General features: G+C 61.5%; 11 protein-coding genes. 4 read left to right on the plus strand and 7 right to left on the minus strand.

What is annotated here, in order from left to right:
* Positions 1-14: 14 nt before the first annotated feature.
* Both PF1751_RS01135 and mgrA read left to right on the plus strand, forming a co-directional pair.
* A complete protein-coding gene (locus tag PF1751_RS01135) occupies positions 15-1,343 on the plus strand; it encodes an OprD family outer membrane porin (RefSeq protein ID WP_029529278.1) in 1,329 nt (442 codons plus the stop codon).
* Positions 1,344-1,451: 108 nt separating this feature from the next.
* The gene (mgrA, locus tag PF1751_RS01140; protein WP_010214105.1) at positions 1,452-2,489 is read left to right on the plus strand and encodes an L-glyceraldehyde 3-phosphate reductase; all 1,038 of its coding nucleotides are present in this window, start codon (positions 1,452-1,454) and stop codon (positions 2,487-2,489) included.
* A 128-nt stretch (positions 2,490-2,617) separates the two neighbouring features.
* Here mgrA and tauD read toward each other — a convergent pair whose 3' ends face one another.
* From tauD to PF1751_RS01175, 7 genes are all read right to left on the minus strand, one after another.
* Positions 2,618-3,454, minus strand: a complete 837-nt coding sequence (gene tauD, locus PF1751_RS01145; protein ID WP_010214103.1) for a taurine dioxygenase — start codon at positions 3,452-3,454, stop codon at positions 2,618-2,620.
* Positions 3,455-3,468: 14 nt separating this feature from the next.
* Positions 3,469-4,305 carry a taurine ABC transporter permease TauC gene (tauC, locus tag PF1751_RS01150; RefSeq protein ID WP_010214101.1) on the minus strand — a complete coding sequence of 279 codons (837 nt, stop codon included), beginning with the start codon at positions 4,303-4,305 and terminating at the stop codon, positions 3,469-3,471.
* Positions 4,302-5,081 (minus strand): taurine ABC transporter ATP-binding subunit, encoded by a 780-nt coding sequence (tauB, locus tag PF1751_RS01155; RefSeq protein WP_029529277.1) that lies wholly within the window; start codon positions 5,079-5,081, stop codon positions 4,302-4,304. The genes tauC and tauB overlap by 4 nt, the downstream gene beginning before the upstream one ends.
* Before the next feature lie 16 nt (positions 5,082-5,097).
* Complete coding sequence (gene tauA / locus PF1751_RS01160) at positions 5,098-6,075, minus strand: taurine ABC transporter substrate-binding protein (protein WP_010214099.1); 978 nt, start codon at positions 6,073-6,075, stop codon at positions 5,098-5,100.
* Positions 6,076-6,316: 241 nt separating this feature from the next.
* Positions 6,317-7,900, minus strand: a complete 1,584-nt coding sequence (gene gshA / locus PF1751_RS01165) for a glutamate--cysteine ligase (protein WP_010214098.1) — start codon at positions 7,898-7,900, stop codon at positions 6,317-6,319.
* Between the two features lie 214 nt (positions 7,901-8,114).
* Positions 8,115-8,498, minus strand: coding sequence for a PaaI family thioesterase (locus tag PF1751_RS01170; RefSeq protein ID WP_010214097.1), 384 nt, complete (start codon positions 8,496-8,498; stop codon positions 8,115-8,117).
* Positions 8,498-10,822 carry a Tex family protein gene (locus PF1751_RS01175; protein ID WP_044286467.1) on the minus strand — a complete coding sequence of 775 codons (2,325 nt, stop codon included), beginning with the start codon at positions 10,820-10,822 and terminating at the stop codon, positions 8,498-8,500. Before PF1751_RS01175 ends, PF1751_RS01170 begins: the two co-directional genes overlap by 1 nt.
* 357 nt (positions 10,823-11,179) lie before the next feature.
* Between PF1751_RS01175 and ompR the strand changes: the two genes are divergently transcribed.
* Together ompR and PF1751_RS01185 are read left to right on the plus strand one after the other, a co-directional pair.
* Positions 11,180-11,920, plus strand: coding sequence for an osmolarity response regulator transcription factor OmpR (gene ompR / locus PF1751_RS01180; protein WP_010214095.1), 741 nt, complete (start codon positions 11,180-11,182; stop codon positions 11,918-11,920).
* A 117-nt stretch (positions 11,921-12,037) separates the two neighbouring features.
* Entirely contained in the window at positions 12,038-13,351 is a 1,314-nt protein-coding gene (locus PF1751_RS01185) for an ATP-binding protein (RefSeq protein ID WP_010214092.1), read from the plus strand.
* Positions 13,352-13,465: the final 114 nt, after the last annotated feature.

The following is a 13,465-nucleotide window of genomic DNA, read 5'->3' on the forward strand; positions in this document are numbered from 1 at the left end:
CGTTGATAAGCCCTATGGTGGGTGCCGCCATGGCGAGCTTTATGCTGTCCGCCCACGCCGACTTTATCGATGACAGCCACGCCGATGTGACCTTGCTCAATCGCTACCTGAACCAGCAGGGGCGTGATGTGGTGAACAGCAACGCCAAGGCCCACAGCATTCGTGATTGGGGCCAGGGGTTCGAGTTCAACTTCAAGTCCGGCTACACCGATGGCCCGGTGGGTTTTGGCCTGGACCTGCAGGCGTTCTATGGATTGAAGCTGGACTCCGGTGGCGACCTCAACGACAAGGATCACCAGGGCCGCTACCCCGGCAGCATGTTTCCGCTGGACAACGGCAAGTCCGCTGACCAGTTCGGTGTGTTGAGCCCGACGTTCAAGATGCGTTTCGCCCAGGATGAACTGCGTGTCGGCACGCTCTACGGCAACAATCCGATACTCGCCAACACGGACGGGCGCCTGTACCAGCAGACCAACACCGGTGTGCAACTGGTGTCCAAGGACCTCAGCGACTTCACTTTCACCGGCGGCGATATCTTCAAGACCAAGATCCGCAACGAAACCGGCGACCAAGGCATGATCACCGCCGGGGGCACCCAACAGAGCGATCGCTTCCTGTTTGGCGGTGCGGATTACACCGGCATCCAGAACACCACGGTCAGCCTGTGGTACTCCAACCTTGAGGATTACTACCAGCAGTTCTTCCTGGGCGCCAAGCGGCATGACGCCTTGTCCGTGGGCGCGATCGACACCGATCTGCGTGTGTTCCGCAGTTTGGGTGTGGGCGGCAACGCGGCTGGCGACAATGACTACGCAGCCTCTGGCCTCTACGGGGACGGCGCGAGCAAGGGACGCATCAACCAGACCACCGCCAGTTTGCTTGAGAGCTACAGCCTGGACGGCCATACCGTCGGTCTGGGTATCCAGAAGAACAGCGGTGACAGCGACTTCCCGTACCTGGATTCCGGCCTGAACAGTGGCGACAACCGCCAGGGGCCAGGCTCAGGCGCTGACACCCCGGCACTCACCAACCTGCAATTGAACAAGTTCCAGCACGCCGGCGAGCGCACTTGGCTGGCGCAGTACAAATATGACTTCGGCAAACTCGGCCTCACCGGCCTGACGTTCTCAGCCGCCTACGCCCACGGCGATGACATCCGAACGGCGCAAGGCACCACCAGCGAATGGGAACGCAACGTCGCCGTGGCGTATCAAGTGCCCACCGGCTCCCTCAAGGGCCTGGGCGTTACCTGGAAAAACGCCCACGCCAGCCCGGATATCAGCGGCGCGACCGTGCAAGATGAAAACCGCTTCTATGTCAGCTATGTCGTTCCACTCTGGTAGGAAATTGCTGTAAAAAGGACGGGCAGACTTAAGCGATTCAGCTGGTTGAAAGGCCCGGGAATAGCCTTATTCCCAGGCCTTATTTGCCGACGTCCAAGAGAGGATTCGATGACTTACATTGCTGCCGAAAACCGCTATGAATCTATCCCGTACCGCCGCGTAGGTCGCAGTGGATTAGTGCTGCCGGCGCTGTCCCTGGGCCTGTGGCACAACTTTGGCGACAGCACCCCGATCGACACCCAGCGCGCCCTGCTGCGCACCGCGTTTGACCTGGGCATCAACCACTTCGACCTGGCCAACAACTACGGCCCGCCCTACGGCAGCGCCGAGATCAACTTCGGCCGTTTGCTGCGCGAAGACTTCAAGCATTACCGCGATGAACTGATCATCTCCAGCAAAGCCGGCTGGGACATGTGGCCCGGCCCCTACGGCCAGGGCGGTGGTTCGCGCAAATACGTGCTGGCCAGCCTCGACCAGAGCCTGCAACGCCTGGGTGTCGACTACGTGGATATTTTCTACTCCCACCGTTTTGACGCCGACACCCCTCTGGAAGAAACCGCCAGCGCCCTCGCCACCGCCGTGCAACAAGGCAAGGCGTTGTACATCGGCATCTCGTCCTACTCGGGTGTCAAAACCCGCGAAATCGCTGCGCTGCTGAAAGAGTGGAAAGTGCCGCTGTTGATTCACCAGCCAGCCTACAACTTGCTCAACCGCTGGGTGGAAAAAGACCTGCTGGACACCACCGAAGAACTCGGCGCTGGCGTGATCGCGTTCACGCCGTTGGCCCAGGGGCTGCTGACCGATAAGTACCTCAACGGCGTACCGGCGGATGCGCGGGTGAACCGTCCCGGCGGTGGTTCGCTGCAGGCCAAGCACCTGTCCGAAGCCAACATCGCCCACGTGCGGGCGCTGAATGAAATCGCCCAGCGTCGTGGCCAGAGCCTGGCGCAACTGGCGTTGGCTTGGACCCTGCGTGATCCACGGGTCACCAGTGCGTTGATTGGTGCGAGCCGGCCGGAGCAGATTATCGAGAACGTCGGTGCGTTGAAGAACCTGAGCTTCAGCGCGGAAGAACTGGCGGAGATTGATCGGTTTGCGCAGGAAGGTGGGATCAACTTGTGGGAAAAGCCATCTACTGCTGAATAACCTGGCGTAACACGGTCAATGTGGGAGCGGGCTTGCTCGCGAACGCAGTGGATCAGTCGCTGAATCTGTTGACTGACACTCCGCCTTCGCGAGCAAGCCTGCTCCTACCTTTTGATCGCTGGTTGTCTCTAGAAAGGTACATCCCCAAGAATGGTCGCGCGATGCATCACCCGCCGCTGCGGCCGGTAGTCGTCCACCGCGTAATGCTGCGTCACGCGGTTATCCCAGAACGCCACGTCATTTTCCTGCCAGCGCCAGCGGATGGTGAACTCCGGGCGTGTTGCGTGGGCAAACAACAGCTTCAGGATCGCCTCGCTTTCCGCCGGCTCCAGCTCATTGATCCTGGTGGTAAACCCATCACTCACAAACAGCGACTTGCGGCCGCTCACCGGATGCGTGCGCACCACCGGGTGTGACAGCGGCGGGTTCTTCTTGCGGGTTTCTTCCCAGCGCGCCAGGTCTTCGGCGGTGTTGCCAAAGCGCTCCAGTGGGAAGGACTTGGTGAAGTCATGGGTCGCCGTCAGCCCATCGAGCAACCGCTGCAACGGCTTGGACAACGCCTCATACGCCGCAATCCCGCTGGCCCACAGCGTATCGCCGCCAAATGCTGGCAGCTGCTTGGCGCTGAGGACCGCACCGAGTGCCGGAGTGGGCAGGAAGGTCACGTCGGTGTGCCATACGGCGTTGTCGCGCACATCGGTGACGGCGGTATCGAGGATCAGTACTTCAGGCTGTTCCGGCACGTTGGGGTAGATCGGGTGGATGTGCAGGTCACCGAAATTCGCCGCGAACCGTGCCTGTTGTTGCGGGTTGATTTCCTGGCCGCGGAAGAACAGCACTGAGTGGGTGAGCAACGCCTGTTCGATGGCGTCGCGCTGTTCGAGGCTCAGCGGGCGGGTGATATCGACGCCACTGATCTGGGCGCCCAAGGCGGTGCTCAAGGGGGTAATGGTGAGGCTGCTCATACTGTTCTCATCACTCAATGTGCCTGGCCATGCCAGGGCACTAATTTACGCTGCAGGGCACGCAGGCCCATTTCCATGGCGAAGGCGATCAGGGCGATGACCAGGATGCCCAGCACCACCACATCGGTCACCAGGAACTGCGCCGCCGATTGCACCATGAAGCCCAGGCCGCTGGTGGCGGCGATCAACTCGGCGGCGACCAATGTCGACCAGCCCACCCCCAGGCCGATGCGGACGCCGGTGAGGATGTCGGGCAGGGCACTCGGCAGGATCACATGGCGAATCAACTGGGCACGGGTGGCGCCCAACGACTGCGCCGCGCGCAGCTTGGCCGGGTCGACAGTGCGCACACCGGTGGCGGTGGCGATGGCAATCGGCGCGAAGATCGCCAGGTAAATCAGCAACACCTTGGACAGCTCGCCAATGCCGCACCAGATCACGATCAGCGGCAGATAGGCCAGCGGCGGGATCGGTCGATAGAACTCGATCAGCGGGTCGAGGATGCCACGGGCGATACGGTTGGAGCCGATGGCGATCCCCACCGGCACGGCGGTCAGCACCGCAAACCCCAGGCCCAGGCCGATGCGGCTGAGGCTTGCACTCAAGTGTTGCCACAAGGTGGAGTCCATGTAGCCCGTGGTCGCCAGCAGCCAGCCTTTTTGCAGTACGGCGGACGGCGGCGGCAGGAACAGCGGTTCGATCACACCGGTAGCGGTCACGGCCCACCAAATGATCAGCAAGGCGACCAGGGTCAACAGGCTGATCCAGCGCGTGCTCAAGCTGCGACGCACGGGGATAGGCGCGTGCGCCGCCGGCTTGGCGGTCATGACGGGAAGTTCGTAGCTGCTCATGCGGACACCTGCCGTTGGGAGAACACTTTGCCCAACACGTGTTCGCGGGTTTCGATAAAACGCGGGTCGGACTTGATCGCCCGTGCCGACTCTCCGGCAGCGTAGCGTTGGCCGAAGTCCAGGCTCAGACGCTCGACGATCTGGCCGGGATTGGGCGCCAGCAGCATCAGGTCAGTGGCGAGGAATACCGCCTCTTCGATGTCGTGGGTAATCAGGAACACCGGCTTGGCCGTGCGCCGCCAGACTTGCAGCAGCAGCTCCTGCATCTGTTCGCGAGTGAAGGCATCGAGGGCGCCGAAGGGTTCGTCCATCAGCAGTACGCGAGGATCGGCAGCCAGCGCGCGGGCCAGGCCGACGCGTTGCTTCTGCCCACCGGAGAGCTGCCAGATACGACGACTGTCGAAGCCGACCAGGTCCACCAGGGCCAGCATTTCCCGAGCGCGCACTTCACGTTGTGCCTTGGACACGCCGGCCAGCTCCAGGCCGAAACCCACGTTGGCCAGCACGTCCTGCCAGGGCAGCAGGGCGTCGTCCTGAAACACCACGCCGCGCTCGGCGCTCGGGCCTTTGACCGGCACGCCATCGAGGGTGATGCGCCCGGCAGACGGTTCGACAAAGCCGGCAATCAGGTTCAACAGCGAAGTCTTGCCACTGCCGGACGGGCCGAGGGCCACCAGCAATTGCTGGGGCCCCAGGTCGAGTGAGATGTCGGACAGTACCGGTTCTGTGGCGCCTGGGTACTGTGCGCTGATGCGCTCCAGTTGTAGCAAGGCCATCGCAATTAACTCCTGATCAGTGGGTAATGAACTTGGCGCTGATGTAAGGGGCGTAGTCCGGCAGCACGGCGTCGACCTTGCCTTGTTCCTTGAGGAACGCAGCGGTGTCGGTCACGGCCTGGGTAGTCGGTGCGCCCAGCAGGGTCACCTGGTCGGCGGCCAGCGGGTAGACGTTGCCTTGCAGCAGCAGCGGGATGTCGCTGGCCTTGGCGCCGGAGAGTTTCACCAGTTTGTCGACGTTGCCTTTGTCGGCGAGCCAGGCTTGCGGGTCTTTGCGGTAGGCGGCGTAGGCATCCAGGGTGACTTTGGCAAAAGCCGTGACGATTTGCGGGTGCTTCTCGGCAAAATCCTTACGCACGATCCAGGCATCGAAGGTCGGCGCGCCGAACTTGGCCAGTTCGCCGGAGGTGATCAGCACTTTGCCGTTTTCCTTGGCCACGCCCAGGGCGGGGTCCCACACGTAAGTCGCGTCGATATCACCGCGCTTCCAGGCGGCGATGATCGCCGGTGGTGCGAGGTTGAGAATGGTTACTTTGGACGGGTCGATGTTCCAGTGCTTCAGCGCGGCCAACAAGCTGTAGTGCCCGGTGGACACGAAGGGCACCGCGACCTTTTTACCGATCAGGTCCTGCGGGCCGTTGATCCCCGAGCCGTCGCGCGCCACCAAGGCTTCGGCACCACCGATCTGGGTGGCGACGAGGAAGGTTTCCACCGGCACTTTGCGGGTGATCGCCGCGGTCAGCGGGCTGGAACCGAGGTAGCCGATCTGCACGTCGCCGGACGCAATGGCGGCGATGATGTCGGCGCCGTTGTCGAATTTGCGCCAGTTGATCTTGGCGTTGGTGGCTTTTTCGTAGGCGCCGTCGGCCTGGGCGACTTTGGCCGGGTCTACGGTGGTCTGGTAAGCAATGGTCACATCCGCCGCCTGGGCAAACAGGCTGGCACCGGCCAGGGACAATGCGGCCAAGAGGCGCAAAGGGGTAAGCAGTTTCAAGGGGAAGCTCCTCAATCAGGCGGCCGAGGGTCGGCATGCGAGGAGACTAAATGATCTAAGAATCCGAAAATAAATAACGTTTTCGAATTAGCTTATGAGCAGAAAAGTGGGACCCGGTCTTCAGGCTGAGGGGCAAATGTGGGCGCTGGCTTGCCTGCGATGCAGACAACTCGGTATTCCAGATAGACCGAGTTGATGCTATCGCAGGCAAGCCAGCTCCCACAGCGGACCGCGAAAGGATTTAGTTGCTGATCGCCAGAATGCTCGCCTGGTATGACCCGACAAACACATCAAAATCGCCCACTTCGTTCTGTTCCAGCTCCGCCTGCTGCACCAGCGACTGACGCGCCAGCTCTTCAAAGCGTGCCTGCTCTTCAGCCGGCAAGGGCTCCTTGCGGAAGTGCTCGGCATGCAGTTGGCTCTGGTGCAGGGAGAACTGCGCAAAACTCTCTTTGCGCTCGGCCATGGCCGCCAGCACCTGTGCCGATGGCGTCAGGGACGGGTCCTCGACCTTGGCCAACTGAGCGTCCAGCGCCTGGCTGTGTTCGGTGATGCCGTGGGCTTCATCGAGCAAAGCAGCCAACGGAGCAATCTGCTCCAGCAGCTCGGCGGCCCATTCCTTCATGTCCACTGCCTGGCCCTGACGCTGCAATTGCAGGCCGGGGCGGCGACCTTCCTTGACCACACTGAGGAAGTTGGAGGTCGCATTGCCGCACTCGTTGTTGGCGAACAGCGGGCTGTCGTTCAACGCGCAGTACAGCAGGAACGCGTCGAGGAAGCGCGATTCCGGCAGGTCGATACCCATCGGCAGGAACGGGTTGATGTCCAGGCAACGCACTTCGATGTACTGAATGCCACGGGCCATCAGCGCCTGGATCGGCCGTTCGCCGGTGTAGGTCACGCGTTTGGGGCGAATGTTGGAGTAGTACTCGTTCTCGATCTGCAGGATGTTGGTGTTGAGCTGAACCCACTCACCGTCCTTATGCGTGCCGACTTCGACGTACGGCGCGTAGGGCGTTGCCACCGCTTCACGCAGGCTATCGGTGTAGCTGCTCAGATCGTTGTAGCACGGCGTCAGGCCCGCTTGGGCGTTGCTCTGGTAACCCAGGTCGCTCATGCGCAGGCTGGTGGCGTAGGGCAGGTACAGCGTATCGGCGTCCAACACCTCCAATTGGTGCGAGCGACCGCGCAGAAAACCGGCGTCCAGCGCAGGCGAAGCACCGAACAGGTACATCAGCAACCAGCTGTAGCGACGGAAATTGCGGATCAGCGCGATATAGGCATTGGACTGGTAGTCGCGGTCAGTGCCGACAAATCCTTCAGTTTCCTTCAATAGCGGCCACAACTGTTCCGGCAGGGAAAAGTTGTAGTGGATGCCGGCGATGCACTGCATGGTCTTACCGTAACGCAGCGCCAAGCCCTTGCGGTACACGTACTTGAGCTGCCCGATGTTGGACGTGCCGTAGTAGGCAATCGGAATGTCTTCCTCGGCCGGCAACGGGCACGGCATCGAAGGGCTCCACAGGTATTCGCTGCCGAGCTTGGTGTAGGCAAAACGATGGATCTTGTCCAGGCTGCTCAGGGTATCGGCCGGGTTGGGCAGGGCGGGAGTGATGAACTCCAGCAGCGATTCCGAGTAGTCGGTGGTGATCTGTTCGTGGGTCAACGCGGCGCCCAGGGCTTCAGGGTGCGGCGTTTGCGCCAGTCGACCCTCACCGGTGACACGCAGGCATTCGCGCTCGATGCCGTGCAAGCACTGCTCTAGCAGGGAGAGGTGTTCGCGCTTGCCGAGCAGGGCCAGGCGGCGGTTGAGAAGTTCGCTCAAGTTGGATTCCTTCACGCGTCAGTCGCCCCAATATGGGGGTGGGCAGGACGGTCTACAAGGGTGAAGTTAAAACTGGCGTGATCGCCTGGTTTAGAGTCGATTTAACCCGCTCTGAAAATGCCGACTTCACTCCATGAATTTGGCTACAGCGCGGCGAGAAAATTCCGACGCCGTGATTGCAGCGCCGAAATTAACTCAAATCGGGGGTGGGGAGCTATAGGACAGCGAAGGTGCCCTGTGCTTTTGCGACAAGTCTTTCGTCCTGGTACACGTCCGCTTCGACCACCAACGTGCGACGACCGGCATGGATCACCCGACCGGTGCACAGCACGTCACCGTCAGACACGGCTCGGATATAGTTGATCTTGCACTCGATGGTCGCACTTTGTTGGTCGAAACCATGGGCGCTGGAGCAGGCCAGCCCCATCGTAATGTCCACCAGGCTGAAAATCGCCCCGCCATGGAGCTTGCCCGCGCGGTTGCGCAGGTGCGGCTCCAGGGTCAGGGCCACCTCGGCAACGCCTTCCTCAAGGCGTTGCAGGCGGCAGCCGATCAGTTCGCTGAACGCGCTCTGGGTCAAACCGGCCGGGATTTCCATCAGCGTTTCTTCAACTGTTTAGCGTTGGCAAACAGCGAGGCCATGGCGTTGTTGCTTGGCGCGGTGGTGGCCGTTTCCTTGCGCGGCGCGTTGTTTTGCGACTGGCGCGGCGCCGAACCAGGACGTGCGCCGCGGGCACCGTCGATTTTCTCGCCAGGGGTGTCGCTCATGCGCATCGACAGGCCAACGCGTTTGCGCGGGATGTCGACTTCCATGACCTTGACCTTGACCACGTCACCGGCTTTTACCGCTTCACGCGGATCCTTGATGAACTTCTCCGAAAGCGCGGAGATATGCACCAAACCGTCCTGATGAACGCCGATGTCCACAAACGCGCCGAAGTTGGTCACGTTGGTGACCACGCCTTCGAGGATCATGCCCAGCTCCAGGTCCTTGAGGTCTTCGACGCCGTCCTGGAACTCGGCGGTCTTGAACTCGGGACGGGGGTCGCGGCCCGGCTTTTCCAGCTCTTGCAGGATGTCGGTGATGGTCGGTACACCGAAGGTTTCGTCGGTGTACTTCTTGGGATCCAGGCGCTTGAGAAACGCGGCGTCGCCGATCAGCGAACGGATATCGCGGTCGGTCTCGGCGGCGATGCGTTGCACCAGTGGGTACGCTTCCGGGTGAACCGCGGAGGAATCCAGCGGGTTGTCGCCGTTCATTACGCGTAGGAAACCGGCGGCCTGTTCGAAGGTTTTTTCACCCAGGCGTGCGACTTTTTTCAACGCTGCACGGGTTTTGAACGCGCCGTTTTCGTCGCGGTGGTTCACGATATTTTGCGCCAGGGTGGCGTTGAGGCCGGAAATACGCGCCAACAAGGCGACGGAGGCGGTGTTCACATCCACGCCGACGGCGTTTACGCAGTCTTCCACCACTGCGTCCAGGCCACGTGCCAGTTTCAGCTGCGACACGTCGTGCTGGTACTGGCCGACGCCGATGGATTTAGGGTCGATCTTGACCAGTTCGGCCAGTGGATCCTGCAGGCGACGGGCGATGGACACCGCGCCACGGATCGACACGTCGAGGTCCGGGAATTCCTTGGAGGCCAGTTCCGACGCCGAGTACACCGAAGCGCCGGCCTCGGAGACCATGACTTTGGTCATCTTCATGGCGGGGTATTTCTTGATCAGCTCGGCGGCCAGTTTGTCGGTTTCACGGCTGGCGGTGCCGTTGCCGATGGCGATCAGGTCCACCGCGTGCTTGGCGCACAGGGCGGCCAGGATCGCGAGGGTCTGGTCCCATTTGTTGTGCGGTACATGCGGATACACCGTGGCGTGGTCCAGCAACTTGCCGGTGGAGTCGACCACGGCGACCTTGCAGCCGGTACGCAGGCCCGGGTCGAGGCCCAGAGTGGCGCGCGGGCCGGCCGGGGCGGCCAGCAGCAGGTCGTGCAGGTTGTGGGCGAACACGTTGATCGCCTCTGTCTCGGCGCCGTCGCGCAGCTCACCGAGCAGGTCGGTTTCCAGGTGGGTGTAGAGCTTGACCTTCCAGGTCCAGCGCACCACTTCACCGAGCCACTTGTCCGCAGGACGGTTCTGATTCTGGATGCCGAATTGTTGACCGATCATGCCTTCGCACGGGTGCATGGTGCCCGGCAATTCGTCGCCGACCTTCAGCGCGGAGCTGAGAATACCTTCGTTGCGGCCACGGAAAATGGCGAGCGCACGGTGGGACGGCATGCTTTTCAGCGGTTCGTCGTGTTCGAAGTAATCGCGGAACTTGGCGCCTTCCTCCTCTTTACCAGCGATGACGCGGGCGCTGAGGATGGCTTCTTGCTTCAAATAGTTACGCAGTTTTTCCAGCAAACTGGCGTCTTCGGCGAAGCGCTCCATGAGGATGTACTTGGCGCCTTCGAGGGCGGCCTTGACGTCGGCGACGCCTTTTTGGGCGTCGATAAAGCGCGCGGCTTCGGTTTCCGGGGTCAGCGACGGGTCGTTGAACAGGCCGTCGGCGAGGTCGCCCAGGCCGGCTTCCAGGGCGATCTGGCCCTTGGTGCGACGCTTCTGCTTGTACGGCAGGTAGAGGTCTTCGAGGCGGGTCTTGGTGTCGGCGAGTTTGATATCGCGTTCCAACTGCGGGGTCAGCTTGCCTTGTTCCTCGATGCTGGCGAGGATGCTGATGCGCCGTTCGTCGAGTTCTCGCAGGTAGCGCAGGCGCTCTTCCAGGTGACGCAGTTGGGTGTCGTCGAGGCTGCCGGTCACTTCTTTACGGTAACGGGCGATGAAGGGCACGGTGGAGCCTTCATCCAGTAGAGCGACGGCCGCTTCGACCTGTTGTGGGCGTACACCGAGTTCCTCGGCGATGCGGCTGTTGATGCTGTCCATAAAACCACCTGAAATTCTGAAAAGCAGCTCGCAGGCCCGGAAAACAAGGCCCTGGGAGGCTGGTTGAGCGGCCCGACTGGCGCCGCTGCCTGGGTCAAGAGGCAGCCTATTGACCCTCGAAATCGAAAAAATCACACAAGCGGGGTGAAAAAAGCCTCGGCATCAAACGGTAACGATCGGACGTTGCCCTGCGCGACGGCGCCGCATTATAACCAGCGTTCTGCCCTTGGGGGGGATTGCGCCAACGGTTGTAGGGCGCGGGTTCGCTGGCAGTTGAGGAAAAATCTGCTAACAATGCACACGGTGCGTATAACGGCAGCTAGGCCATAATGCGCGCCGAGATAAGAGGAGCATCTAATGAGCAGCACTGCACAAACTGCTGAAGGCGAAAAAATTCTCATCGTTGACGACGATCCGGGGCTGAGCAGCCTGCTGGAGCGTTTCTTCAACTCCAAGGGCTATCGCGCCCGTGCGGTGCCGAACACCGAGCAGATGGACCGCCTGTTGGGGCGTGAAGTCTTCAACCTGGTCGTACTCGATCTGATGCTGCCCGGCGAAGACGGCCTGACCGCCTGCAAACGCCTGCGCGGCGCAAACAACCAGATTCCAATCATCATGCTCACCGCCAAGGGTGATGAGCTGAGTCGCATCAAGGGCCTCGAACTGGGCGCCGATGACTACCTGGCCAAGCCTTTCAACCCTGACGAGCTGATGGCGCGGGTGAAGGCCGTGTTGCGTCGCCAGGCAGCCCCGGTACCGGGTGCACCAGGCAGCGAAGACGAAAGCGTCACCTTTGGCGACTACGAACTGTCGCTGGCGACCCGTGAGCTAAAGCGTGGCGATGAAGTGCACATGCTGACCACCGGCGAATTCGCCGTGCTCAAGGCCCTGGTGATGAACGCTCGCCAGCCGCTGACTCGCGACAAGCTGATGAACCTCGCCCGTGGCCGGGAATGGGATGCGCTGGAGCGGTCCATCGACGTACAGATCTCCCGTCTGCGTCGGATGATCGAGCCGGACCCGTCCAAGCCGCGGTATATCCAGACGGTGTGGGGCGTCGGTTATGTGTTTGTTCCGGACGGCAATAAAACCAGTTGACCGGTGATTTGCAGGGGCGGGCATCCTGGCGTTTGACTCCATGAGGGTCGACGGGATGCCCGGCGTCTGCAATTCTGCGAGCGCCGCTCGTTTCTGCAAGGTATCTAGCAGTCTTCTATGAAAACCCCGCTGTGGTTCCCCCAAAGTTTCTTCTCCCGCACCCTCTGGCTGGTGCTGATCGTCGTTCTGTTTTCCAAGGCACTCACACTGGTTTATCTGTTGATGAACGAGGACGTGCTGGTGGATCGACAATACAGTCACGGTGTCGCCCTGACGCTGCGCGCCTATTGGGCGGCAGACCCTGAGAACCGCGAGAAGATCGCCAAGGCCGCGACCCTGGTACGTGTCGCCGGTGCGGGTGTGCCGGAGGGCGAGCAGCATTGGCCCTACAGTGAAATCTACCAACGCCAGATGCAGGCCGAACTGGGTGAAGACACCGAGGTACGGCTGCGCATGCATGTGTCGCCGGCATTGTGGGTGCGTGCGCCAAGCCTGGGCGAGGACTGGCTGAAAGTGCCGCTGTACCCGCATCCGCTTCGGGGGCAGAAGATTTGGAACGTGTTGGGTTGGTTCCTGGCGATCGGCTTGCTGTCAACGGCGTCGGCGTGGATTTTCGTGCGCCAGCTCAACCAGCCGCTTAAACGCCTTGTGTTCGCCGCCCGTCAATTGGGCCAGGGGCGCAGCGTGCGCCTGCCGGTCAGCGACACGCCCAGCGAGATGACCGAGGTGTACGGCGCGTTCAACCAGATGGCGGAAGACGTCGAACAGGCCGGGCGCGAGCGCGAGTTGATGCTGGCGGGGGTGTCCCATGACTTGCGCACACCGTTGACGCGACTGCGCTTGTCTCTGGAGTTGATGGGCAACCATACGGACCTCACCGATGACATGGTCCGCGACATCGAGGACATGGATGCGATTCTCGACCAGTTCCTGGCGTTTATCCGGGATGGCCGTGATGAAGTGGTGGAAGAAGTCGACCTGACGGACTTGGTGCGTGAGGTGGTCGCGCCCTACAACCAGAATGGTGAGCAGGTGCGCATGCGCCTGGAGCCGATCCAGCCGTTTGCCTTGCGTCGGGTATCGATGAAGCGCCTGTTGAACAACCTGATCGGCAACGCCTTGCATCACGCCGGTTCCGATGTAGAAGTGGCGGCTTATTTGTCCGGCGACAGTGCTGCACCTTATGTGGTGCTGAGCGTGATGGACCGGGGCGCAGGCATCGACCCGGACGAGTTGGAAGGTATCTTCAACCCCTTCACCCGCGGCGACCGTGCACGAGGTGGCAAGGGAACCGGCTTGGGGCTGGCGATTGTGCGGCGGATTGCATCGATGCATGGCGGCAATGTTGAGCTGCGCAATCGAGAAGAGGGTGGCCTGGAAGCGCGGGTACGCTTGCCGCTTGGCCTGATGCTACCCCGAGACGCGGTCTAAGCAACAACGCAGGCCATAGGTGGGAGCGGGGTTGTTCGCGAAAGCGGTGTATCAGTCACAGGTGGTCTGACTGACACTACGCCTTCGCGAGCAACCCCGCTTCCACATTGGTTT

The organism is Pseudomonas simiae (assembly GCF_000934565.1).
Classification (GTDB): Bacteria; Pseudomonadota; Gammaproteobacteria; order Pseudomonadales; family Pseudomonadaceae; genus Aquipseudomonas; species Aquipseudomonas simiae.

Bases quoted from the DNA above. Each gene is read 5' to 3' on its own strand.
- PF1751_RS01135 (WP_029529278.1), top strand. From the start codon at position 15: ATGGTGGGTGCCGCCATGGCGAGCTTTATGCTGTCCGCCCACGCCGAC.
- mgrA (WP_010214105.1), top strand. From the start codon at position 1,452: ATGACTTACATTGCTGCCGAAAACCGCTATGAATCTATCCCGTACCGC.
- tauD (WP_010214103.1), bottom strand. From the start codon at position 3,454: ATGAGCAGCCTCACCATTACCCCCTTGAGCACCGCCTTGGGCGCCCAG.
- tauC (WP_010214101.1), bottom strand. From the start codon at position 4,305: ATGAGCAGCTACGAACTTCCCGTCATGACCGCCAAGCCGGCGGCGCAC.
- tauB (WP_029529277.1), bottom strand. From the start codon at position 5,081: ATGGCCTTGCTACAACTGGAGCGCATCAGCGCACAGTACCCAGGCGCC.
- PF1751_RS01170 (WP_010214097.1), bottom strand. From the start codon at position 8,498: ATGGAAATCCCGGCCGGTTTGACCCAGAGCGCGTTCAGCGAACTGATC.
- PF1751_RS01175 (WP_044286467.1), bottom strand. From the start codon at position 10,822: ATGGACAGCATCAACAGCCGCATCGCCGAGGAACTCGGTGTACGCCCA.
- ompR (WP_010214095.1), top strand. From the start codon at position 11,180: ATGAGCAGCACTGCACAAACTGCTGAAGGCGAAAAAATTCTCATCGTT.
- PF1751_RS01185 (WP_010214092.1), top strand. From the start codon at position 12,038: ATGAAAACCCCGCTGTGGTTCCCCCAAAGTTTCTTCTCCCGCACCCTC.